The organism is Corynebacterium suedekumii, assembly GCF_030252185.1.
Lineage (GTDB): Bacteria > Actinomycetota > Actinomycetes > Mycobacteriales > Mycobacteriaceae > Corynebacterium > Corynebacterium suedekumii.
In genome coordinates this window covers 2,097,158-2,120,736 of the sequence record NZ_CP126970.1, presented here as the reverse complement: position 1 = coordinate 2,120,736, position 23,579 = coordinate 2,097,158, and the positions used below count along the sequence as shown (strand labels likewise).

The 23,579-nt window shown below is 65.5% G+C and carries 14 protein-coding genes, 3 rRNA genes and 4 pseudogenes; 2 read left to right on the top strand and 19 right to left on the bottom strand.

Annotated features, from left to right (window positions below; genetic code table 11):
- Nucleotides 1–16: 16 nt before the first annotated feature.
- From QP029_RS10620 to QP029_RS10600, 5 genes and pseudogenes are all read right to left on the bottom strand, one after another.
- Complete coding sequence (locus tag QP029_RS10620; RefSeq protein ID WP_284876228.1) at nucleotides 17–886, bottom strand: ParA family protein; 870 nt, start codon at nucleotides 884–886, stop codon at nucleotides 17–19.
- 131 nt (nucleotides 887–1,017) lie between these two features.
- Nucleotides 1,018–2,016 (bottom strand): hypothetical protein, encoded by a 999-nt coding sequence (locus tag QP029_RS10615; RefSeq protein ID WP_284874270.1) that lies wholly within the window; start codon nucleotides 2,014–2,016, stop codon nucleotides 1,018–1,020.
- A gap of 123 nt (nucleotides 2,017–2,139) precedes the next feature.
- On the bottom strand, nucleotides 2,140–3,042 hold the full coding sequence (gene xerD / locus QP029_RS10610; RefSeq protein WP_284874269.1) for a site-specific tyrosine recombinase XerD: 903 nt from the start codon (nucleotides 3,040–3,042) through the stop codon (nucleotides 2,140–2,142).
- Nucleotides 3,039–3,701, bottom strand: a complete 663-nt coding sequence (locus QP029_RS10605; RefSeq protein WP_432418678.1) for an NUDIX domain-containing protein — start codon at nucleotides 3,699–3,701, stop codon at nucleotides 3,039–3,041. Before QP029_RS10605 ends, xerD begins: the two co-directional genes overlap by 4 nt.
- 5 nt (nucleotides 3,702–3,706) lie before the next feature.
- A pseudogene (locus QP029_RS10600) lies at nucleotides 3,707–4,276 on the bottom strand (glutamine amidotransferase-related protein); the annotation flags it as partial.
- A gap of 159 nt (nucleotides 4,277–4,435) precedes the next feature.
- On the opposite strand from QP029_RS10600, the gene istA reads away from it, so the two are divergent.
- Together istA and QP029_RS10590 are read left to right on the top strand one after the other, a co-directional pair.
- On the top strand, nucleotides 4,436–5,998 hold the full coding sequence (gene istA, locus QP029_RS10595) for an IS21 family transposase (protein ID WP_284874267.1): 1,563 nt from the start codon (nucleotides 4,436–4,438) through the stop codon (nucleotides 5,996–5,998).
- Nucleotides 5,995–6,741: an ATP-binding protein gene (locus QP029_RS10590; RefSeq protein WP_284874266.1), complete on the top strand. Its 747-nt coding sequence runs from the start codon at nucleotides 5,995–5,997 to the stop codon at nucleotides 6,739–6,741. Before istA ends, QP029_RS10590 begins: the two co-directional genes overlap by 4 nt.
- 113 nt (nucleotides 6,742–6,854) lie before the next feature.
- Here the strand turns inward: QP029_RS10590 and pyrG are convergent.
- The 14 genes and pseudogenes from pyrG to QP029_RS10520 all read right to left on the bottom strand — a co-directional run.
- A pseudogene (pyrG, locus tag QP029_RS10585) lies at nucleotides 6,855–7,925 on the bottom strand (CTP synthase); the annotation flags it as partial.
- Nucleotides 7,926–8,037: 112 nt separating this feature from the next.
- The gene (locus QP029_RS10580) at nucleotides 8,038–8,970 is read right to left on the bottom strand and encodes a copper transporter (protein ID WP_284874265.1); all 933 of its coding nucleotides are present in this window, start codon (nucleotides 8,968–8,970) and stop codon (nucleotides 8,038–8,040) included.
- Between the two features lie 13 nt (nucleotides 8,971–8,983).
- Entirely contained in the window at nucleotides 8,984–10,168 is a 1,185-nt protein-coding gene (gene steA / locus QP029_RS10575; protein WP_284874264.1) for a putative cytokinetic ring protein SteA, read from the bottom strand.
- 48 nt (nucleotides 10,169–10,216) lie between these two features.
- Nucleotides 10,217–11,944 (bottom strand): DNA repair protein RecN, encoded by a 1,728-nt coding sequence (recN, locus tag QP029_RS10570; protein ID WP_284874263.1) that lies wholly within the window; start codon nucleotides 11,942–11,944, stop codon nucleotides 10,217–10,219.
- Nucleotides 11,945–11,971: 27 nt separating this feature from the next.
- The gene (locus QP029_RS10565; protein ID WP_284874262.1) at nucleotides 11,972–12,919 is read right to left on the bottom strand and encodes an NAD kinase; all 948 of its coding nucleotides are present in this window, start codon (nucleotides 12,917–12,919) and stop codon (nucleotides 11,972–11,974) included.
- A gap of 1 nt (nucleotide 12,920) precedes the next feature.
- On the bottom strand, nucleotides 12,921–13,742 hold the full coding sequence (locus QP029_RS10560) for a TlyA family RNA methyltransferase (RefSeq protein WP_284874261.1): 822 nt from the start codon (nucleotides 13,740–13,742) through the stop codon (nucleotides 12,921–12,923).
- A gap of 10 nt (nucleotides 13,743–13,752) precedes the next feature.
- Complete coding sequence (locus tag QP029_RS10555) at nucleotides 13,753–13,884, bottom strand: hypothetical protein (RefSeq protein ID WP_284874260.1); 132 nt, start codon at nucleotides 13,882–13,884, stop codon at nucleotides 13,753–13,755.
- 47 nt (nucleotides 13,885–13,931) lie between these two features.
- Entirely contained in the window at nucleotides 13,932–14,924 is a 993-nt protein-coding gene (locus tag QP029_RS10550) for an HAD-IIA family hydrolase (protein WP_284874259.1), read from the bottom strand.
- 17 nt (nucleotides 14,925–14,941) lie between these two features.
- Nucleotides 14,942–16,048 (bottom strand): annotated as a pseudogene (locus QP029_RS10545) (hypothetical protein); the annotation flags it as partial.
- 48 nt (nucleotides 16,049–16,096) lie between these two features.
- A 5S ribosomal RNA gene (rrf, locus tag QP029_RS10540) occupies nucleotides 16,097–16,214 on the bottom strand.
- Nucleotides 16,215–16,353: 139 nt separating this feature from the next.
- Nucleotides 16,354–19,440 (bottom strand): 23S ribosomal RNA (locus QP029_RS10535).
- A 407-nt stretch (nucleotides 19,441–19,847) separates the two neighbouring features.
- Nucleotides 19,848–21,372, bottom strand: a 16S ribosomal RNA gene (locus QP029_RS10530).
- Together the 16S, 23S and 5S rRNA genes form the textbook arrangement of a ribosomal RNA operon.
- Before the next feature lie 647 nt (nucleotides 21,373–22,019).
- Nucleotides 22,020–23,286, bottom strand: a pseudogene (tyrS, locus tag QP029_RS10525) (tyrosine--tRNA ligase).
- A gap of 22 nt (nucleotides 23,287–23,308) precedes the next feature.
- Nucleotides 23,309–23,488, bottom strand: coding sequence for a Trm112 family protein (locus QP029_RS10520; protein ID WP_284874257.1), 180 nt, complete (start codon nucleotides 23,486–23,488; stop codon nucleotides 23,309–23,311).
- Between the last annotated feature and the right edge of the window lie 91 nt (nucleotides 23,489–23,579).

Here is a 23,579-nt window from a genome sequence, read left to right as displayed (position 1 = left end):
GGTGGTGGTCACGGCGTCAGCTGGTCCGTTCGAGGACCTCGAGTGCCAGGTTGCGGTACTGCTGGGCGCCCTGGGAGTTCGGTGCCCAGGAGATGATGGGTTCGCCGGCGACGGAGGTCTCCGGGAAGCGGACGGTGCGGGTGATCACCGAGTCGAAGACCCGGTCGCCGAACACCTCGACCACCCGGGACATGACCTCCCGGGCGTGAGAGGTGCGCCGGTCGAACATGGTGACCAGGATGCCGAGGATCTCCAGGTCGAAGTTGAGGCGGTCGCTGACCTTCTCCACGGTGTCGGTGAGCAACGCCAGGCCACGCAGGGAGAAGTACTCGCACTCCATGGGGATGATGACACCATGGGAGCAGGCGAGCGCGTTGACGGTGAGCAGGCCGAGGGAGGGCTGGCAGTCGAGGATGATGAAGTCATACTCCTTCATCACCGGGCGCAGGGCCCGCGCCAGTGTCTGCTCTCGTCCGACCTCGTTGACCAGCTGGATTTCGGCGGCGGAGAGGTCGATGTTGGCGGGGACGACGTCCATGTCCGGAACACCGGTGTGGTGGATGGCGGAGTGGATGGAGGTGCGGTTGTCGATGAGCAGGTCGTAGACCGTGATGTCGAGTTCGTCGTGCCGGATCCCCAGTCCGGCGGACAGTGCACCCTGGGGGTCGAGGTCGACGAGGAGAACCTTGCGGCCGGCCTCGGCCAGGCAGGCACCCAGGTTGATGGTGGACGTGGTCTTACCCACGCCGCCCTTCTGGTTGCACATGGAGATGATCTTCGCGGGCCCGTGCTTGTCCAGCGGTTCGGCCGCCGGGAACTCCCGGACAGGCCGGCCGGTCAGGCCGAGCTCGGGGCCCGGGTTCTCAAAGAGTCCGTCTCCCGCCACAGTCATACCCTCTTCCTTGACCTACAGCGACTTACAACGTTGTCATTCACAGCGTACCCTGACCCGGCCCGCCGTCGTTCAGCCACGGCGAGCCGTCGCCAGGTCAAGCCCCAGGGCTTGAACAGAGCCGCTTATCGACGTCGCTTCCGCATCAGCACCGCAACCACCGCCACGACGGCGACGAGCACCAGCACACCGAGCACGAGCGCCCCGGCCATGACGATGTCTGGCTGATCCTGGTTTTCCTCGGCCGCCGCACGGTCGGCATCCGCAGCAGCCTGCGCCTCCGGGGAGGCCGGCCTGGCCACGGTGAAGTTCGGGTCGGTGAGGGTCACCACGGCCACCGCAGTCGTGTCGTCGCGGACGACCTCCATGATGAAGGGATTGTCCGGGGTCTGCCCCTCCGGATAGGTCAGCGTCAGCTTCCGGGCCACCTCGTCGATGTCGCGCTGGACACCCTCGATGATCTGACCGTTGACGTCGAGGTACCTGAGCTTGAGGCCCTCCTGATCGATGTTGCGGAACTGGTTGAACAACGACATCGCCTCGCGCAGACCCAGCGTGGCCACGATCTGGTTACCGGTGATCTCCGATTCGAGGTGGATGCTCTCGGCGGTCGCGCGGTCCGCCGGTGCGGCGGCCTTGCGCTCCGGGGTCGGTGCCGCGGCTCCCCCGGCCGGACCGGCACCCTCGCCACCACCACCGGTACCGGGTGCACCGGAATCGGTCCCCTCGTTGCCCTCCCCGGGGGCTTCCGGTCCCGCGCCGTCACCGGAATGGCCAGCGCCCGGTGCCCCCGGAGTTCCCGGGGCGGGCGCTGCGGCCCCCTCGGCGACAAGCGTCAGCGTGGCGCTCTGCCCCGCCGCCGACACCGGAACCGAGGCCGTGGAACCTCCCTCGGCCGGAGCGGTCACGGAGACGGAGGTGCCGGAGGAGACCACGGTCCACCCGCCGCTGACGTAGTTGACCGAGACCGGGACGCCGAAATCAACCGTGGTCGTCTGACCCGCGGGGACAGAAATCGGGGCGCCGACGATGTCGGCGGCGGTCACTCCCGGCGGAAGCTGGGGCAGCTGGGCCATCGCCACCGGAGCGACGGTCGCTGAGCCGAGCCCCACGGTCAGCGCCACGGCGGCTAGCGAGGTGAGTATCCCGACTCGAGGCGTTGCTCCCACGGGGGTCCTTTCGGTTGAACTGATGGTCCGCTACAGACTAGTGCCTGTCTGAGACGAACCTGAACTTACGCCCGCCGATCACGCCCGCGGGTGAGCCTCCCGCCACACTTGGCGGAGGTTCTCGGCGGTGACGTGGGTGTAGATCTGGGTGGTGGTCACCGAGGAGTGGCCGAGGAGTTCCTGGACCACGCGGACGTCGGCGCCGCCCTCGAGAAGGTGGGTGGCGTAGGAGTGGCGCAGCGTGTGAGGTGAGATGTCCTTGTCCAGGCCGGCGCGGGCGGCGGCGTTCTTGAGCACCGCCCAGGCGGACTGGCGGGACAGCGGCCCACCGCGGGTGTTGAGCAGCAGGGCGTGGGTCTTGCCGCGGGCGAAGACGGGGCGGGCGCGGACGAGGTAGTCCTCGGTGGCGGTGATGGCCTTGGAGCCGACGGGGACGAGGCGTTGTTTGTCGCCTTTTCCGGTGATGCGGAGGATGCCGTCGTTGTCGGCCATGTCGTCGACGGTGAGCGAGGTGATCTCGGAGATGCGGGCGCCGGTGCCGTAGAGCAGTTCGAGGAGGGCGCGGTCGCGCAGGTCGACGGGGGTGGCGTGCTCGCCGGTGGGGACGGCGTCGAGAAGCTGGGTGACGTCGTCGATGCTGAGGGTGTCCGGGAGGTGGCGGCCGGTGGCCGGTGGGGAGACGTCGGCGGCGACGTCGGTGGCGATCTCGCCTTCCGCCACGGCGAATTTGTGCAGGCCGCGGGCGACGACGAGGGCGCGGGCGGCGGAGCTGGCGGCGAGGCCGTCGCGGCGCAGGTCGGCGACGTAGGCCTCGACGTCGGTGGCGGCGACGGCGCCGAGGTCGCCGAGGCCGGCGTTGTCGAGCCAGTCGAGATAGCGGCGCAAATCGCGACGGTAGTTGCTCAGGGTGTTGTCGGACAGACCGCGTTCGACGGCGAGGTGGTTGAGCCAGGTAGCAGCGACGTCGGGCGGGTTGCTCACTGGTGGATCTTCTTCATGTCGGGGACCACGCCGGCGCTGACACGCCGGGCGGGCAGCGCCGCGGGCCGGACGGAGAACGGGGCGTCGACGGTGCGGGGTTCGGCACGACCGGCCGCGACCTCGTTGGCGGTCATGATGCCCGCGATGGCGATGGAGTTGACGATCTCCCCGCGGAAGACCATGGACACCGCCTCCCCGAGGTCGACCCAGTCGAGGGTGAGGTCCGCCTCCTCGTGTTCGGCGTCGGGGCGGTCCACCTCGGTGAGGTCGCGGGCGAGGAAGACGCGGACGGCCTCGTCGCAGAAGCCGGGCGAGGTGACCAGGTCGGCGAGGACGCCCCAGGATCCGGCGACCAGGCCGGCCTCCTCCTTCAATTCCCGGGCGGCGCAGGTGACCTCATCCTCGTCGGCGATGTCGAGCAGCCCGGCGGGCAGTTCCCACAGCCGCTGCCCCACCGAATGGCGGTACTGGCGGACCAGCGGGATCCGGCCGTCCTCGTCGAGGGCGACAATGGCGACGGCACCGAAGTGTTCGACGATCTCGCGGGCCGCGTCGGTGTCACCGGGCATGGCAACTCGGTCGCGGCGGACGGCGAGGATCGGCGACTCCAGGAGGAGTTCTGTGTCGCGGACGGTGAAGGCGTGCTGGCCGGGAGTCATGCCCATCAATCTAGCAATGCGGCGCCGATCAGCCCGACGAACAGGGGGTTCGGCCGCGTGGGCCGGGAGGTGTACTCCGGATGCGCCTGGGTGGCCACGAGGTAGGGGTGGATCTCGCGCGGGTACTCGACGTACTCGACCAGCGTCCCGTCGGGTGAGGTACCGGAGAACACGAGGTCGGAGCCCTCGGTGATGCGGTCGCGGTATGCGTTGTTGACCTCGAAGCGGTGACGGTGCCGTTCGGAAACCTCCGTCGCGCCGTACTGTTCGGCGACGACGGAGCCCTCGGTGAGCACCGCCGGGTAGGAGCCCAGGCGCATGGTGCCGCCGAGGTCGGCCTCGCCGGCGACCGCGGCTTCCTGTTCCGCCATGGTGGAGATGACCGGCTCGGCGGCGGTGGAATCGAACTCGGTGGAGGTGGCACCGGTGATGCCGGCCTGTCGGGCGGCCTCGATGACGATGCACTGCAGGCCGAGGCAGATGCCCAGCAGGGGGACGCGGTTTTCCCGGCAGTGGCGGATGGCGGCGAGTTTGCCGTCGATTCCGCGGCTACCGAAGCCGCCGGGGACCACGTGAATATTCGCTTCACTGGGGTCCACCGGTCGCGTGTCCGGGGGCCGGCAGGCTGAGGACGGGTTCGTAGGCCTCGGGGCCACTCGTGGTGCGCTCGGGGGCCACCACGCTTACGCTCCTCCCGCCGTGTGTATAGGGCACACGGCGGAAGGAGCAAGCCAATGGTACGAAAGATCAGAGCGAAGCTGATACTCCAGCTACGCTCCGAGGGCCTGTCAGGACGCACGATCGCCGCGTCACAGGGTATGTCCCGAAAAAGCATCACCGCTGTGCTGGAAGCAGCCGACACCGCGGGTGTGAGCTGGGATGATGTCGCCGAGCGTCCCGAGGACGAGGTCTATGACCTGCTGTTCCCGGGCCGGGGACAGCACCACAGCATCTTCGCCCAGCCGGACTGGGAGAACGTCCACCGGGAACTCGCCCGGGTCGGCGTGACCCTGAAGCTGCTGCACGGCGAGTACACCGATGAATGCGTCGCCACCGGAGCCCCGGCGATGGGCTACGACCGGTTCTGCCGGACCTACCAGCGCCACGTCCTGGTCACGGGAGCAGCGTCGCGGGTGGGACACAAGGCCGCCCAGAGCGTCGAAGTCGACTGGTCCGGGCCGACGATGACACTTCTCGACCCTGTCAGCGGCGCCCCGAGGCCGGTGTACCTGTTCGTCGGGTGCCTGCCCTTCAGCCGCTACTCGTTCGTCTACCCCAGCCTGGACATGACGCAGGAGTCCTGGCTGCGGGCCCATGTCGCAATGTTCACCGCCTTCGGCGGATCGGTACCGCGGATCGTGCCCGACAACCTCAAAACCGGAGTGATCACACATCCCCGCGACGGTGAGATCGTCCTCAACGACGCCTACCGTGAGATGGCCGCACACTACTCGGCCGCCGTACTACCGGGCAGGGTGCGCAAAGCGAAGGACAAACCGAGCGTGGAAAATACTGTCTGGCATGTCGCGATGCGGGTCATCGCGCAGCTACGTGACCAGCAGTTCACGTCGCTTCCGGAGCTGACGGCCGCGGTCACCGACCAGGTCGCGGCCTACAACGCCGAGCCTTTCCAGAAGCGGGACGGCTCCCGGGCCAGTGTCTTCACCACCGAGGAACACCCCCTGCTGACCGGGCTTCCGCAGGTCGCCTATGAGATCAGCCGGTGGGTCTACGGCCGGAGGGTCGGGCGCAACGGGCACGTGGTGTGGGAGAAGAATTTCTACTCGGTGCCAGTCACCCATATCGGTACGGGTGTGGATCTGCGGATCACCGACCGGGTGCTGCAGGTCTACTCCGGCCAGCAAAGGGTGAGCAGCCATGTGCTGCTTCCCGAGGGATCAGCCAATCAGTACCGCACCAACGACGCTGATCTACCCGCCGGGGAGCGCTACCAGCCGTGGGACGCCCCGCGCGTGCGGGAGTGGGCAGGCCGGGTGGGTCCGTCCGCGACGGTGGTGGTCAACCGGATCTTCGAATCGGTGGCCGTCGACGAGCAGGGCCTGAATGCCGCCCTGGCGGTGTTGCGGTTGACGCGGCGGTATTCCGCCGAGCGGGTCGAGGACGCCTGCAGGCTGGCGCTGGCCGGGCATGTCCGGTCCCCGCGGTACGTGCACCTGCACCCGATCCTGGCCACCGGACAGGATCAGGCCGCCCGGCAGCGTCCACCCCGGGAGGAACCGGTGGAGGAAGGCGGATTTGTCCGCGGCACCGACTACTACGCAGGAGACGTGAAATGAGCGGCATCGACATGGAAACCAAACGCAAACTCCGCGACATGGGCGCGACCGCCCTGCTGGAGGCCATCGACGCCGAAGACGAGAACCTCGTCCTGGGGATGGGATTCGAGGAGCGGCTGCGACTGATCGTCGATGAGGCGTATGCCACCTTCACCCACGGCAAGGTCGACGGGCTGATCCGCCGGGCCGGCCTGCGCTATCCGGCTGCTGATCTGCGTCGGATCGACCTGGTCGAGCAACGAGGACTGAATCGCAACCTGCTGGCTACCTTGGCGACCTGCGGGTTCATCGAACGCCACCAGAATGTCGTGTTCCAGGGCTTCACCGGGTCGGGGAAGTCCTACCTGGGGTGCGCGCTGGCGAAGCAGGCCTGCCAGCACCGGTATCGGGCGCACTACATCCGGATGCCGGATCTGGAGGAAGCCTGGGCCACCGCACGCGACAAACCCCAGGGAGCGACGAAGTTCCTTAAGAAGTACGCCGCGTTCACTGTCCTCGTGATCGACGAGTGGCTGCTGGATCATCCGGATGAGGCCATACGCAGCATGCTGCTGGAACTGCTCGAGCGTCGCTACGACTCCGCATCGACGGTGTTCTGCACCCAATACGCCAAGAAGGACTGGCATCAAAGGCTCGGATCCGGGGTGCACGCCGATGCGATCATGGACCGGATCGTGCACAACACCATCTGGGTCGACACCGGCACCCACAACATGCGGGAGCACGTCACGATGAACCAGTAGGAAACACCCAGCGTCGGCCGGTGGCCCCCATCCCTACGGTCACCGGCCCCCGCAGGCAATACCGCTGGCCCCCAACCGCATGATCGGGTGGCCTTCGCAACTGCGAATACTCACACGACGGCGTCGACACCCTCGAGTGCTGCGGCGGGGTCGTCAGCACAGGAGTCGGAGCTGATCCAGGTGATCTCGGCGCGGACGTGGTGGTGGAAACCGGCGGCGCGGACCGCCTCGACGACGGAGAGGTAGGCGTCCGGCAGGTCGATGTACTTGCCGACGATCCCGACGGTCACCGTCCGGTGCGGATTGTTCACCCGGTCCAGCAGGTCGCGCCAGGTGGTCCAGTCGACGTCACGGAACGGCAGGTTGAGGCGGCGGATGAGGAAGGTGTCCAGCTGCTCGCGGTAGAGCACCTCGGGGATGTTGTAGATCGACGGCGAATCGGCACACGAGATGACTCCCTCGGTGTCGACGTCGCACATGAGCGCGATCTTCTCCTTGAGTCCGGCGGGGACCTCGCGGTCGGCACGCAGCACGATGGCGTCGGGATGGATGCCGATGGAGCGCAGCTCCGCCACCGAGTGCTGGGTGGGCTTGGTCTTCAGCTCACCGGAGGGAGCGAGGTAGGTCACGAGGGAGACGTGGATGAAGAAGATGTTCTCACGGCCGACGGCGTGGCGGACCTGGCGGGCGGCCTCGAGGAAGGGCAGGGACTCGATGTCGCCGACGGTGCCGCCGACCTCGCAGATGACCACGTCGGGCCGGTTGCCGTCGGCGTCGGGCTCGCCCATCGCCAGGATCCGGGATTTGATCTCGTCGGTGATGTGCGGGATGACCTGGACGGTCTTGCCCAGGTAGCCGCCGCGGCGTTCGCGGGCGATGACCGACGAGTACACCTTGCCGGTGGTGACGTTGGCGTTCTGGGTGAGGTTGCGGTCGAGGAAGCGCTCATAGTGGCCGAGGTCAAGGTCGGTCTCCGCGCCGTCCTCGGTGACGAAGACCTCGCCGTGCTCGAAGGGGTTCATCGTGCCGGGGTCGACGTTGAGGTAGGGGTCGAGCTTCTGCATGGTCACGCTCAGGCCCCGGGCGATGAGCAGCTGGCCGAGGCTGGCGGCGGTCAGCCCCTTGCCCAGTGAGGAGACGACGCCTCCGGTGACGAAAATGTACTTGGTCGGCTGTGCGGGCATGCGGGCCTCCTGGATGGAAAACGAAAAATCCGCAGGTGCATCGGGATGATGACCTACGGACCTTCAGCATAGCACCACTACCTACCGGTCGATAGATATGTGCGGCAGAAAACTACGGGGCGGGTGTCGCCGCCTCCGCGGACTCGGCGGAACCGTACGCGCCGACCTCGTCGGCGAGCTGTTCGCGCACCGCCAGAACGGTGGCCATCCGGCCCCACGAACGGTCCACGGAATCGACGGTGGAGACACCGTTGCCGTCGGCCTCCCGCAGCACACCGACCGCGCCGGTGTCGGCCGCCGTGCGGATCCGACCGGCCAGCACCGCGCCGTTGCCGCGGGAGTCCAGGGCGCCGGCGAAGTCGGCGAGGTTGCGGGCCACGGAACCGGCCTCCCCGGAGCCGTCGGAGTCCCCGGTGACGATGACGATGACCTGCGCCGGACGGATCGTCCCCGCCTCGTAGTCGAGGTAGTCCGCGTCCCGCAGAGCCGTGAGCAGCAGGCCCCGCTCCTCAGTGGTCGCCTGCTCCTCGCCGTTGTCGGTGTTGAGCATGAGCGCCGAGCCCAGTGCCTCCCCGGCGTGCAGCCCCGGGTCGAGACGGTCGGTGGACAACTGCGCCCCGGCCGGCAGGGTGTTGGCCACGATGGACTTGAGCTGGTCGGCCCCCTCCCGGGAGAAGAAGGACTCCCCCAGCGCGATGGTCCCGGCGTCGACGGCGCCGGCGGACTCTAGCAGCGACGCGACCCCGGCGACGTCCTCACCGTTGGCGTCGGCGGTGTGCATGAGCAGCACCGGGCGGTCAGTGAGGGTGTCCGCGACAGCACCGGTGACCAGTTCGCTGATGACGCTGTCGGCGGAGGCGGCCTGCGCCTCGGCGATGTCGGCCCGCTGGGACTCCGACTCGACGTCCCCGGCGCTCACCTGCGAACCGCCGGAACCCTCCGGCATGTTGGGGGCGAGCACCAGGGCGCCGAGGGCGACACCCGCCGCCACACCGAGGCCTGCGCCGGCGACGAGGTAGCCGCCTCGTCCAGATCGTCGTGCCATGTTCTCGCGCCTCCTACTGGAACCAACCCTGGACGGCCAACGCGATGCTGTTCCAGGTGTCGATGAGGTTGTCGGTGAAGGAACCCGGGCCGGACAGTCCGACGACGAGGATGATCGCCGCGACCGCGACGAGCAGTCCGAGGATGGCCCACAGCCACGCCAGGCCCCGGCCGGAGCCGACGTTGTAGAGGTCGGAGATGGCGGTGGCGTCGACAAGCTTGGGACCCACCTTGGTCCGGGTGAGCAACGCGGAAGGCGTCGCTCCCTCGGCGTCGGCGAACACGCCGTTGAGGTCGAAGCGCGATCCGGCGTTCACGATGAGCTGGGCACCGTGGTAGTCGGCGAGCAGCAGCGCGAGGTCGGTGGCGGAGTCCGCGGCCGTGGGGAAGGTCATGGCACCGATGCCCAGGTCCTGGATGCGCTCGAGGCCGACGGCGTGTCCGTCCGGGTCGGCGGGCAGGACCACGCGGGCGCCACTGCGCAGGGTGTCAGCGCCGATGCCGGCGGGGTTACCCACGATGAGGTCCGGCTGGTAGCCCAGTTCGACGAGGGTGTCGGCGGCACTGTCGACACCGATGATCACGGGCGAGTACTCCCGGATGAAGTTGCGCAGCAGCTTGACCTGGTTGCGGTGGCCCTCGCCGGGGCTGACCACGAGGACCTTGCGGCCCTCGATGGTCGCGCCGGTGTCGGGGATGCCCAGCCCGTCGAGCAGGAGAGGTGCCTCGGAGTGGATGAACTGGATGGTGTTGCCGAAGAAGTACTCCATGTGGTCGACCAGGGAGCGCTGGGCCTCGGTGAAGGACGCCTCGGCGGAGGCGGCGGTGACCACGGTGCCGGCGCCGATGGCGCGGTCACCGAGGTGGATGCGGCCGTCGTCGGTCACCCGTGCCTTCTTGCCGTCCTTGAGTCCCTGTCGCAGTTCCTCGCCGGCCCCCTCGATGAGGAGGGTGCCCGACTCGAGGAGCATGTGGGGACCGAAGTTGGGGACCGCTCCCGTGCTGAACTGGGCGAGGTTGACCACGGCGGCGGGCTGGGCGTCGATGAGCCGCTGGGCCTCCTGGCGGGAGATGTCCGGGGCGTCGACGACGGCGATGTCGCCGGCGCGCAGGCGCTTGTATCCGCGCCCGGTGGCGGTGCAGTCGCGCAGGGTGCCCTGCAGGCCAGACAGGTCGGCGGTGCGGGAGAACAGACTCATGTGGCCATTGTGACGGCCTGACCCTTCCCGGTGGTGAAGGCGCGCGGGTCAGGCGCGCCGAAACTCCGCGCGGTCGGCCCGTGCGCGGTCGAGCAGTTCGGCGGCGTGGGCCCGGCCGGTGTCGGTGTCGTCGAGCCCGGCGAGCATGCGGGCGAGTTCCTCGACGCGCTGGTCGTCGCTGAGGGTGAGCACCCCGGAGGTGACGGCCTCGTCGCCGACGTTCTTGGCCACGTGCAGGTGGGTGTCCGCGTAGGCGGCGACCTGGGGCAGGTGGGTGACCACGATGACCTGGTTGCGGGTGGCCAGGCGGGCCAGGCGGCGGCCGATCTCCACGGCGGCGCGGCCGCCGACGCCGGCGTCGACCTCGTCGAAGACCAGGGTGGCGCCTTCCGTGCCGGCCGAGAGGATGACCTCGAGGGCGAGCATGACGCGGGAGAGCTCACCGCCGGAGGCGGAGGACGCCAGCGGCCGGGGTTCGGCGGAGGCGTTGGGCGCGAGGGTCAGTTCGACCTCGTCGGCACCGTCGCGCCCCGGGTCGACCGGCCGCACGTCGACGACGAGACGTGCCTTGGCCATCGCCAGGCCCTGGAGTTCGGCGGTGACGGACTCCCCCAGTGCCGCCGCGGCGGCGGTCCGGGCCTTCGACAGCTTCTTCGCGGCCGCCCTCATCGTCTTCTCGGCGGCGGCGACCTGCTTCTTCAGCTCGTCGAGTGCCTCGGAGGAGATGTCGATCTTCGCCAGCCGCGCCCGCGCCTTGTCACGCCAGGCCAGCACGCCGTCGGCGTCGGGGGCGTACTTGCGGGTCAGCAGTTTGAGCTGCTGCTGGCGCTGGAGCAGTTCCTCGAGCTGGCCCGGGTCGGCGGGCAGGTCGGCGAGGTAGCTGCCCAGTTCCACGGCAATCTCACTGAGCTGGGTGGTGATCTCGGTCAGCCGCTCCCCCAGACCCCGCAGTGCCTCGTCCTCGGAGGACACCAGGGCGGACTCGGCCCGGCCGAGGAGGGTCGAGGCGGGTTCATCCTCGGAGTAACCACCGAAGGACTCCGGCCCGTCGATTGCGCCGAGGGCGGTGACGGCCTCCTCGCGGAGGGTGTCCACGTCCTGCAGGCGCCGGATCCGGGTGAGCAGGTCGGCGTCCTCACCGGGTTCGGGCTCCACGGCGTCGATCTCGTCGAGGGCGAACTGGAGCCGGTCGATCTCCTGGGCCAGTTCGCGGCGGGACTCGGTGCGCTGCCGCAGGTCCCGGGCCAACGAGCGCCAGGTGGACCAGGCCTCCCGGTAGGTGGCCAGGAGCGGGGCGATCGCCGGGTCGAACCGGTCGAGGGCGGCCAGCTGCTGGTCGGGGGCGAGGAGGCGGAGCTGGTCGTTCTGGCCGTGGATGGTCAGCAGCGGGGCGGTGAATTCGGCCAGGGTGGCGGCGGGGACGGATCGCCCGCCGAGGTGGGCGCGGGAACGCCCCGAGGCGTTGACGGTGCGGGAGGCGATGAACTCGCCGTTCTCGTCGGCGGTGCCCCCGGCGGCGTCGACAAGCTCGGCGGTGGCTCGGGCGATGTCGGCGGGCAGCGCGGCGGTGAGGAAACGTCCCTCGACGACGGCCTGCGGTGCACCGGTGCGGACCCGGGAGGCGTCGGCGCGGCCACCGGCCAACAGGCGCAGGCCGGTGACCACCATGGTCTTGCCGGCACCGGTCTCGCCGGTGAGCACCGTCAGGCCGTCCGCCAGTTCCGCCGAGGCGGACGGGATGACGCCGAGATTCTCGATGGCGATGTCTGCGAGCATGCGCGCCAGCCTACCCGAACACCCGTGCTACCTGGGAGACGGGGTGCGCGGCCCGCGCCATCCCGCCACCGGCAGGCGCAGCTTGGTCACCAGTCGGTCGGTGAACGTCGAGTCGTCCAGCCGCACCCACCGGACTGGGCGGGCACCGCGGACGACCTCGACCCGGGAGCCGGGCGGCATGGGGATGGGGCGGAAACCGTCCATGACGGCCATCGCGGGCGATGCGTCCGGGTTGGATTCGACCGCGACCGTCGAATGCGGGGACACGACCAGGGGCTTGGTGAACAGCGCGTGGGCGTTGTTGGGCACGACGAGGATGGCGTCGAGCTCGGGCCACAGGACCGGGCCGCCGGCGGAGAAGGCGTAGGCGGTGGACCCCGTCGGGGTGGAGATGAGTACGCCGTCGCAGCCGAAGGAGGAGACCGGGCGGCCGTCGACCTCGAGGATGGCGTCGAGGACGCCCCGGCGGTTGAGGTTCTCCACGCTCACCTCGTTGAGCGCCCAGCCCCGGCCGATGACCTCCAGGTCGTTGTCCAGGACGGTGACGTCGATGGTCATCCGGTCCTCGACCCGGTAGTCCCGGTCGATGACCCGGTGGATCGCCTCGTCGAGGGACTCGGCCTCCCATTCGGCGAGGAATCCGACGTGGCCGAGGTTGATGCCCAGGACCGGGAGGTTGACCGAGTGCGCCAGGTCCGCGGCGCGGAGGAAGGTGCCGTCACCACCGAGGACGAGTACGAGCTCGCACCCCTCCGCCGCGTCGGCGGTGTGGGTGACCCGGTCGAGCCGCGACAGCACCGGACTGCCCTCCAGGGGGCGGCCGTCCTGGTGGACGAGGACGCGGACGGTGATCCCGGCGGCGTCGAGAAGCTCGGCGGTGCGTTCCGCGGCCTCGACGTTGGAGCTGCGGCCGGTGTGCGGGACCAGCAGAACCTGCCGTCCGGTGGTGTGTCCCGGGGTCTCAGGGTTGCTCACCTTACGGGCCCTCCTGTACGGCCGTCTCGATCATCGCGGTCAGCTGGTCGGTCGTCGGGGCGGTGGCGCCACCGTCCTTGACCAGCCACAGAAAGTATTCTACGTTCCCGCTCGGCCCGGGCAGCGGGGAGGCCACCGCACCGCGGCAGCTCAGGCCCAGGGTGCGGGCGAACTCGGCGACCTCGTAGGTCACCTCGGCACGCAGCTGCGGGCTGCGGACCACCCCACCGTTGCCCAGGCGCTCCTTGCCCACCTCGAACTGGGGCTTGACCATGGGCAGCAGATCCGCGCCGTCGACGAGGCTGTCGGCGATGGCGGGCAGGGTCAGGCGCAGGGAGATGAAGGACAGATCACCCACCATCATGTCGCACGGTCCGCCGCACATCTCGGGCGTGAGGTTCCGGATGTTCGTCCGGTCGAGCACGTGCACCCGGGGATCATTCTGCAGCCGCCAGATCAGCTGCCCGTACCCGACATCGACGGCGACGACCTCGGCAGCGTCCCGACGCAGCAGCACATCCGTGAACCCACCGGTGGACGCGCCGGCGTCGAGCACCTTCCTGCCCTGCACCGTCAGGCCTCGGGGTTCGAAGGCCTCGAGCGCACCGAGCAGCTTGTGGGCGCCGCGGGAGGCCCAGTCATCGTCCGGGGCCTCATCCACCCGGATGGACACCTCCGGCTCCACGACCGTCGCCGGCTTGCCCGCCTTGAATCCCCCGACGTGGACGCGCCCGTCCCGGATCATCTCGACGGCGTGCTCCCGCGAGCGCGCGATCTTGCGCCGCACCAGTTCCGCGTCGAGCCGTCGACGTGCCACTGCCATGTGCCTGCTCCTACCCGTTGTCCTGCAGCGCCCGATGGAGCACCGCATGCGCCCGCTCCAGCTGGGCTGCTTCCTCCGCCAGGGTCCCGGCGGGTTCGCCGAGGATCTCCGCCACCTGCTTGTCGACGTCCGCGGGACTCACCGCAGGCGCCCTCCCCTCGGCCGCACGCTGCGCGAGGTCCGCCGGATTCACCACCAGCCCGACACCGCCCGCTCCGCGTGCTCCGACATCGGCCGGATGAGGTTGGGCTCCTTCGACTGGGCCCACGCGACCTGCAGCACGGTCCGCAGCGCCTGGATCGACGTCGACTCGGCGGTGCCCCGTTCGAGGAGGATGTCATCGCCGTCAATCCGGGCGGTGAACCCGCCCTGCGCCCCGGGCCTGAGCTCATCCCGGCTCTTCGTCAGGTCGGTGAGGGACTCCGCGATGTAGGTGGGCCGCTGCTCCTTGCGCGCCTCGAGCAGGGCCAGCTGCCCGGAGACCCCCGTGAGCACCTGGAAGGTGTCCATGCCGGCGGCGTTGCCGCCCTCGATGTCGGTGTCCAGCCGGTCCCCCACCGCCAGCGGGGTGCTGGCATTGATTCTCGTGGCCGCCGAATGGAACATCGCCGGCCCGGGCTTACCGGCCGAGTATGGACGCGCTCCCGTCGCCGAAATGACCGCAGCGACCATGGACCCGTTACCCACCATGAGGCCACGCTCGGTCGGGAGGGTGGTGTCCAGGTTCGACACGAAATACCGGGCACCCGCCCGGATGGCCAACGCCGCCTCCGACAGTTCCCGCCACCCGGCGTTCGGGTTCATCCCGTGGAGCACTGCCTTCGGCTCATCGTCCGCCGAATCCACCACGGTATACCCGGCCCGGGACGCGAGCTCCTTGAAGGAGTCCGTGCCCACGACGTAGACCCGGTCGCCCGGCTCCAACATCTCGGCGGCCATGTCGATCGCCGCCTGCGCCGAGGTGACCACGTCATCCTCCGTCGCCGTCAGACCGATGCCACGGAGCTTCTCCGCGACGACCTCCGGGCCACGCATCGCATTGTTGGTGACGTAGATCCCGCGGATCCCCGCGTCGGTGGCCGAGTTGATCGCCTCCACGGCGCCGTCGATGGCGCGGCCTCCCTCCCAGACCGTTCCATCGAGGTCGAGCAACAGGGCATCATAGGTGGAGAGCAGACTCATGGAACCGACTCTACTGGTTAGCCCAGCTCGCCGAGACGATCAGCGGCGTCAAGCTGCTCGTCCTCATCGATCGCGTCAGCGTGGGCGAACCACTCCTTCGCCTCGTCCTTCCGGCCGGCGGCGGCGAGCGCGTCGCCGTAGGCGTAGGACAGCCGCGCCTGCGCCTGACCCGTCGACGTCAGGCTCGGGTTCATTCGTTGGAGGGTGACCACGGCACTCTCGGCCTGGTCCATGTCCAGGCGGGCCCCGGCGACGACAATGGCCAGCTCGATCCGGCCCTCCTCGTCCAGTTCCCGGGCCTCCTCGGAACGGCCGAGCTCAATTGCCTTCTGCGGACGACCCAGACCCCGCTCACAGTCAGCCATGACCGCCATGAGGCCCGGGCCACCGGACATCCGGCGGGCCGCCCGCAGCTCAGCAAGTGCCTCCTTCCACTCCCCGGCGTGGTAGGCGGCGATGCCGTTGGTCTCGCGCGCGACCGCCACCCGACCGGCACGGTCCTTCGCCGCACGGGCATGGCGCAGGGCAAGCTGCGGATCATCGGCCATGAGGGTCGCGGCCATGATCATGTGCTTGGCCACGGCCTCCGCATTGTCCTTCGACAGCACCTTGAGATCCTGACGGACCATCGGGTCAAGATCCTCGACGTCGATATCGCCGGGCAGGTCCGGTTCGGACAGTCTCTTGTTCAGTCGTTCCTCACGGAAACCGGAGCGCTGCGGCGCGGAGCGACGCTGGCCGTCCCGCTCAGCACCCGCACGTTGCGAGTGACGGCGATCATCATAGCGGCCGCCCTCGCGGCGGTCGCCGCGGCGGTCACTGCGTTCGGGTCGGCGGCCACCCTCGCCACGGCGGGCGCCCTCGGCACGGGGGCCACCGTCACGACGGTCATCGCGGGAGTACCGGTCACGTTCCCCACGAGCTCCCTGATCATCGCGCCGGCCCTGACCGCGCCGATCATCCCGGCCGCCGCGTTCACCGCGTTCACGGTGGGGTCGGCCACTGTCGGAGTTACGGTTGCGATCTCGTGAGAAACGTTCAGACATGGAGTTCATTCTTCCCGAAAACAGGTACCCCGGGAATATCCGGGGGTACAAACGACGAAAGGCGCGACCTGACGAGGAGAAGACTCACTCGACAGGCCGCGCCTTTCATTCCTCTTTTAAGTTTTTGGTCGGCGGCAACTTACTCTCCCACACCCTCCCAGGTGCAGTACCATCAGCGCGAACAGGCTTAGCTTCCGGGTTCGGAAAGGGACCGGGCGTTTCCCTGCCGCTATCAACCACCGACACACATGCGGGAACAGTACCGTTCCGGTGCGTGTGTCGTGTCAGACACTGCATAGTGGACGCGATCCACACCATCACTGGTGCGATCAAATAATTTGTTTTGTTACAAACGCAAGCAACACATCACCAACCCAACAGGGTGTGCGTGTTACGTCGATAAATTAGTACCGGTCACCTCCACACATTACTGTGCGTCCAGATCCGGCCTATCAACCCCGTCATCTCCAGGGAACCTCAAAAGAAACCTCATCTCGAAACAGGCTTCCCGCTTAGATGCTTTCAGCGGTTATCCCTTCCGTACGTAGCCAACCAGCCCTGCCCCTGGCGGAACAACTGGCACACTAGAGGTACGTCCGTCCCGGTCCTCTCGTACTAGGGACAGCCTTTCACAAGTTTCTACGCGCGCGGCGGATAGAGACCGAACTGTCTCACGACGTTCTAAACCCAGCTCGCGTGCCGCTTTAATGGGCGAACAGCCCAACCCTTGGGACCTACTCCAGCCCCAGGATGCGACGAGCCGACATCGAGGTGCCAAACCATCCCGTCGATATGGACTCTTGGGGAAGATCAGCCTGTTATCCCCGGGGTACCTTTTATCCGTTGAGCGACACCACTTCCACAAGTAGGTGCCGGATCACTAGTCCCGACTTTCGTCCCTGCTCGAGCTGTCACTCTCACAGTCAAGCTCCCTTGTGCACTTACACTCACCACCTGATTGCCAACCAGGCTGAGGGAACCTTTGGGCGCCTCCGTTACTCTTTAGGAGGCAACCGCCCCAGTTAAACTACCCACCAGGCACTGTCCCCGACCCAGATCATGGGCCAAGGTTAAGGTATCCAATCCGATCAGAGTGGTATTTCAACAACGACTCCCACACAACTAGCGTCATGTGATCACAGTCTCCCACCTATCCTACACAAACCGAACCGAACACCAATACCAAGCTATAGTGAAGGTCCCGGGGTCTTTTCGTCCTGCCGCGCGTAACGAGCATCTTTACTCGTACTGCAATTTCACCGGGCCTGTGGTTGAGACAGCAGGGAAGTCGTTACGCCATTCGTGCAGGTCGGAACTTACCCGACAAGGAATTTCGCTACCTTAGGATGGTTATAGTTACCACCGCCGTTTACTGGGGCTTAAATTCTCCGCTTCGACCACCGAAATGATCTAACAGGTCCTCTTAACCTTCCAGCACCGGGCAGGCGTCAGTCCGTATACATCGACTTAAGCGTCTTCGCACGGACCTGTGTTTTTAATAAACAGTCGCTTCCCTCTATTCTCTGCGACCACCACCAGCTCACCATGCAAGATGGGTCACCGACAGTGGCCCCCCTTCTCCCGAAGTTACGGGGGCATTTTGCCGAGTTCCTTAACCACAGTTCACCCGAACGCCTTAGTATTCTCTACCTGACTACCTGTGTCGGTTTAGGGTACGGGCCATATATGTACATCGCTAGAGGCTTTTCTCGACAGCACGGGATCACCGACATCACCCCAAAGGGCTACGCATCACGTCTCACACATCCAAGGGGCGGATTTACCTCTCCCCTCGTGCTACACGCTTACACCACAATCCAATAAATGGCTCGGCTACCCCACTGCGTCACCCCATCACTTGGCTACTACCAGTTCAGGCCCCACGCACGCACACAACACGACAAGCAAAGCTTCCCGTGATCGTGATTGTGGGTGGTTAGTATCACTGATTCACACATGGGCGCACATACACGGGTACGGGAATATCAACCCGTTGTCCATCGACTACGCCTGTCGGCCTCGCCTTAGGTCCCGACTCACCCTGGGAAGACGAACTTGACCCAGGAACCCTTAGTCATCCGGCGGACAAGATTCTCACTTGTCTATTCGTTACTCATGCCTGCATTCTCACTCGCACACACTCCACCGCCCCTCACGGTACGGCTTCACAGCAGTGCACGACGCTCCCCTACCCAACATCCCGCAAACGGGATTGTTGCCGCGGCTTCGGCGGTGTACTTGAGCCCCACTACATTGTCGGCGCAGAACCACTCGACCAGTGAGCTATTACGCACTCTTTCAAGGATGGCTGCTTCTAAGCCAACCTCCTGGCTGTCTTCGCGATCCCACATCCTTTTCCACTTAGTACACGCTTAGGGGCCTTAGCCGGCGATCTGGGCTGTTTCCCTCTCGACTATGAAGCTTATCCCCCACAGTCTCACTGCTGCGCTAACTTAAACCGGCATTCGGAGTTTGGCTGACATTGCTAAGATTGTAGTCCCGCTCAACCAACCAGTAGCTCTACCTCCGGCAAGCACCACACAACGCTGCACCTAAATGCATTTCGGGGAGAACCAGCTATCACGGAGTTTGATTGGCCTTTCACCCCTACCCACAACTCATCCCCTCAGTTTTCAACCTAAGTGGGTTCGCGCCTCCACAGAGTCTTACCTCTGCTTCACACTGGCCATGGGTAGATCACTCCGCTTCGGGTCCAGGACATGCCACTAACAACACCCTCGTTAGGATTCGCTTTCGCTACGACTACCCCACACGGGTTAACCTCGCGACATGCCGCTGACTCGCAGGCTCATTCTTCAAAAGGCACGCCATCACACACAAGAGGTGCTCTGACGGATTGTAAGCACATGGTTTCAGGTACTATTTCACTCCCCTCCCGGGGTACTTTTCACCATTCCCTCACGGTACTATCCGCTATCGGTCACACTGAGTATTTAGGCTTACCGGGTGGTCCCGGCAGATTCACAGCAGATTTCACGAGCCCGCTGCTACTCGGGAAAAACAACAACAACCAGCAAGCGCCCTACACGTACAGGACTCTCACCTACTCCGGCAGGCCATCCCAGACCACTTCCGCTAAACACTCAACTGGTCGCCCCAGGCTGACAGACCCAGGCCGTTGCATCCCACAACACCGCATGCGCAACCCCTGTCAGGTATCACACACACACGGTTTAGCCTCATCCACGTTCGCTCGCCACTACTAGCGGAATCATTGTTATTTTCTTCTCCTACGGGTACTGAGATGTTTCACTTCCCCGCGTCAACCCCCACAACAGCTATGAATTCACTGAAGGGTGACCACCCATAACGATGGCCGGGTTTCCCCATTCGGACATCCTCGGATCAACGCTCAGTTGACAGCTCCCCGAGGCATAACGCAGTCTCTCACGTCCTTCATCGGCTCAGTATGCCAAGGCATCCACCATGTGCCCTTACACAAACACACAACAACCACACCACCAGACCCCACAAAAAGGGAACCCGACGATGCGACTGGTGAACATGACTTACTCACAAAACAAAAAATAAAGATGCTCGCGTCCACTATACAGTTCTCACACAACACACCACCCCACCCACACCACACACAACCGCGTGTGACCTGGTTCAGGGGTGATCACCGGGAACAATGTTGCCCCAGACACCCAACAGCATGCCAACGCACCCCACACCACCCACACAGTGGGCAGCCGGTAAAGTTTTCTGACTGACGATCGCACTTCATTTGTGGTCATCCACACGGTACGCGTCCACCCGATTACATTGATGCCGGCGGGTCAACACTCGCGACCACCAACCAGCGAAATGCCCGGACACCGCTACTGCGGTACGGGACTTTTTTAATGCTCCTTAGAAAGGAGGTGATCCAGCCGCACCTTCCGGTACGGCTACCTTGTTACGACTTCGTCCCAATCGCCGATCCCACCTTCGACAGCTCCCCCACAAAAGTGTTGGGCCACTGGCTTCGGGTGTTACCAACTTTCATGACGTGACGGGCGGTGTGTACAAGGCCCGGGAACGTATTCACCGCAGCGTTGCTGATCTGCGATTACTAGCGACTCCGACTTCATGGGGTCGAGTTGCAGACCCCAATCCGAACTGAGGCCGGCTTTCAGCGATTAGCTCCACCTTACGATGTCGCGACGCGTTGTACCGACCATTGTAGCATGTGTGAAGCCCTGGACATAAGGGGCATGATGATTTGACGTCATCCCCACCTTCCTCCGAGTTGACCCCGGCAGTCTCTCATGAGTCCCCACCTCTACGTGCTGGCAACATAAGACAAGGGTTGCGCTCGTTGCGGGACTTAACCCAACATCTCACGACACGAGCTGACGACAACCATGCACCACCTGTACACCAGCCACAAGGGAAAGACCATCTCTGGCCCGGTCCGGTGTATGTCAAGCCCAGGTAAGGTTCTTCGCGTTGCATCGAATTAATCCACATGCTCCGCCGCTTGTGCGGGCCCCCGTCAATTCCTTTGAGTTTTAGCCTTGCGGCCGTACTCCCCAGGCGGGGCGCTTAATGCGTTAGCTACGGCACAGAAGTCGTGGAAGACCCCTACACCTAGCGCCCACCGTTTACGGCATGGACTACCAGGGTATCTAATCCTGTTCGCTACCCATGCTTTCGCTCCTCAGCGTCAGTTACTGCCCAGAGACCTGCCTTCGCCATTGGTGTTCCTCCTGATATCTGCGCATTTCACCGCTACACCAGGAATTCCAGTCTCCCCTACAGCACTCAAGTATTGCCCGTATCGCCTGCACGCCCGGAGTTAAGCCCCGGAATTTCACAGACGACGCGACAAACCACCTACGAGCTCTTTACGCCCAGTAATTCCGGACAACGCTCGCACCCTACGTATTACCGCGGCTGCTGGCACGTAGTTAGCCGGTGCTTCTTATACAGGTACCGTCACAAAAAGCTTCGTCCCTGTCGAAAGAGGTTTACAACCCGAAGGCCGTCATCCCCCACGCGGCGTCGCTGCATCAGGCTTGCGCCCATTGTGCAATATTCCCCACTGCTGCCTCCCGTAGGAGTCTGGGCCGTATCTCAGTCCCAATGTGGCCGTCCACCCTCTCAGGCCGGCTACCCGTCGACGCCTTGGTAGGCCATTACCCCACCAACAAGCTGATAGGCCGCGGGCTCATCCTGCACCGAAAAAACTTTCCACCCCCCACACTAAAGGAGGGTCCTATCCGGTATTAGACCCAGTTTCCCAGGCTTATCCCGAAGTGCAGGGCAGATCACCCACGTGTTACTCACCCGTTCGCCACTCGAGTACCCCCAGCAAGCTGAAGGCCTTTCCGTTCGACTTGCATGTGTTAAGCACGCCGCCAGCGTTCGTCCTGAGCCAGGATCAAACTCTCCACAAAAAACTTCTGATAGAAGAAAAAGGCTGTGAAAAGCCCAAACCCAACCAAAAACAAACAACCGACGATTCAAAAATGATTCATCAATTGTCCGAAAAATCACGAACCACCACACCACCCACACCACAAACAGCAGTATGAGCGGATCAGCTGGTGATCCGGCCACCGGTGCCTGTCCCGACGGGGATTAGCAGACACCTGAGGTGACAAAAAACAGATGAGACCAATGCTGCATCCGCACCCGAAACACTCACCACAGACAAAGCCTGCAGCGCGTTGTTTACAGTGGCACCCATTCCAAGTGAACATCAGGTACCACCCGGCACGCACCACCCACAACCGGCATAAAACCGGCTACAGGGGGTTGACCAGCACAATCATCATCAAAAAACAAAAGTACATTGGCACACTATTGAGTTCTCACACAACATCCGCACGCCAGTCTCTCACCCCTGCGGGCTCGGTCGTGACGGCTGGAGATCCGACTCTAGTTGATGTCTTCCGGAGAAGTCAACTTCCAGTTCATCTCTCTGTCATCCTCGCGACTCCTCGGTGAACCCTCGGTGTCTCTCGGCGACTTGGACAAAGTTACGCCCCGCGCCCGACCTTCGACAAATCGGCAGGTCAGCGCGGGCAAACTCGGTCATCGGCTACGCGGTCACGCGCACTCCGGCGAAGTTCTTCTTGCCGCGTCGCAGCACGAGCCAGGAACCGTGGAGCAGGTCTCCGGCGGCCGGCTCCCACTCCTCGGACTCGATCCTCACGTTGTTCACGTAGACGCCGCCCTCCTTGACGGAGCGACGGGCTGCACCCTTCGAGATCGGAGAGTCCGGTGCCGACGAGCATGTCCACGATCGTGCGCGGCTCCCCTGTCCCGACCTCGAGCACCTCGGTCTCGGAGACGGCGGACGCCAGCGTCTTCTCGTCGAGGTCCGCCAGCTCGGCGCGGCCGAACAGGGCCTGGGCGGCGAGTTCGACGGCCTCGGTGGCTGCCTCGCCGTGGACGAGGTTGGTCATCTCCCGGGCCAGGCGCTTCTGGGCCTCACGCTTGAAGGGGCGCTCGGCGACCTCGACCTCGAGCTCAGCGAGCTCCTCCTGGGTGAGGAAGGTGAACCAACGCAGGTAGCGGATGACGTCGGCGTCGGAGGCGTTGATGAAGTACTGGTACCAGGTGTACGGGCTGGTCATCTCCGGGTCGAGCCACAGGGACCCGCCACCGGTGGACTTGCCGAACTTCTTGCCCTCGGAGTCGGTGACCAGTGGGACAGTGAGTGCGTGGACGGTTTCGCCGTCCATGCGTCGGTTGAGGTCGACACCGGCGACGAGGTTGCCCCACTGGTCGCCACCGCCGACCTGGAGAACACAGTCGTAGGTACGGCGCAGCTGAACGAAGTCGTTGGCCTGCAGCAGCATGTAGGAGAACTCGGTGTAGGAGATGCCGTCGTTCTCCAGGCGTCGCTTGACGGTGTCACGGGCGAGCATGGTGTTGAGCGGGAAGTGCTTGCCCACGTCGCGCAGGAAGGTGATGACCGACATGTCGGCGGTCCAGTCGTTGTTGTTGACCAGCTGGGCCGCGTTGTCCCCGTCGAAGGAGACGAAACGAGACAGCTGGCCGGAGATCCGCTCGGACCAGTCGGCGACGGTGTCTGCGGAGTTCATGGAGCGCTCGCCGACGTCGCGGGGGTCGCCGATCATGCCGGTGGCGCCACCGGCGAGAACGAGGGGGCGGTGGCCGGCCTGCTGGAAACGTCGCAGCATGAGCAGGGGCACGAGGTGCCCGGCGTGCAGGGACGGGCCGGTCGGGTCGAAGCCGCAGTAGAGGGTGATGGGGCCGGCGTCGGTGGCCTCGCGCAGGGTGTCCAGGTCGGTGGACTGGTTGATCAGGCCGCGCCAGGTCAGCTCGTCGATGATGTTCATGGGGGTGATGATCCTTCGTGGGTCAGTTGGTGGGAGGCCAGGTGATCGCTTCGTCGATGAGCATCACGGGGATGCCGTCGTCGATGCGATAGGCGAGGCCGAGGCGTTCGTTCACCAGGACCTGCTGGTCCGCCAGATAGGTCAACGGGCCCTTGTCCTTCGGACAGGCCAGGACCTCCAACAACTTCGGATCGAGACTCATGGGTGCCCATCCTACCCACCGCCCTGCCCGGGGCAGGCAGCGACCGGCGGGATCACCACGGCGGGCGGAGGCATTCTCGCCGCCGCCCGCC

What these genes read in the sequence shown, in the direction of transcription:
- QP029_RS10605 (WP_432418678.1), bottom strand. Translation starts at nt 3,701, where the DNA reads ATGACTCCCGGCCAGCACGCCTTCACCGTCCGCGACACAGAACTCCTC.
- istA (WP_284874267.1), top strand. Translation starts at nt 4,436, where the DNA reads ATGGTACGAAAGATCAGAGCGAAGCTGATACTCCAGCTACGCTCCGAG.
- QP029_RS10590 (WP_284874266.1), top strand. Translation starts at nt 5,995, where the DNA reads ATGAGCGGCATCGACATGGAAACCAAACGCAAACTCCGCGACATGGGC.
- QP029_RS10580 (WP_284874265.1), bottom strand. Translation starts at nt 8,970, where the DNA reads ATGGCACGACGATCTGGACGAGGCGGCTACCTCGTCGCCGGCGCAGGC.
- steA (WP_284874264.1), bottom strand. Translation starts at nt 10,168, where the DNA reads ATGAGTCTGTTCTCCCGCACCGCCGACCTGTCTGGCCTGCAGGGCACC.
- recN (WP_284874263.1), bottom strand. Translation starts at nt 11,944, where the DNA reads ATGCTCGCAGACATCGCCATCGAGAATCTCGGCGTCATCCCGTCCGCC.
- QP029_RS10560 (WP_284874261.1), bottom strand. Translation starts at nt 13,742, where the DNA reads ATGGCAGTGGCACGTCGACGGCTCGACGCGGAACTGGTGCGGCGCAAG.
- QP029_RS10550 (WP_284874259.1), bottom strand. Translation starts at nt 14,924, where the DNA reads ATGAGTCTGCTCTCCACCTATGATGCCCTGTTGCTCGACCTCGATGGA.
- QP029_RS10520 (WP_284874257.1), bottom strand. Translation starts at nt 23,488, where the DNA reads ATGAGTCTCGATCCGAAGTTGTTGGAGGTCCTGGCCTGTCCGAAGGAC.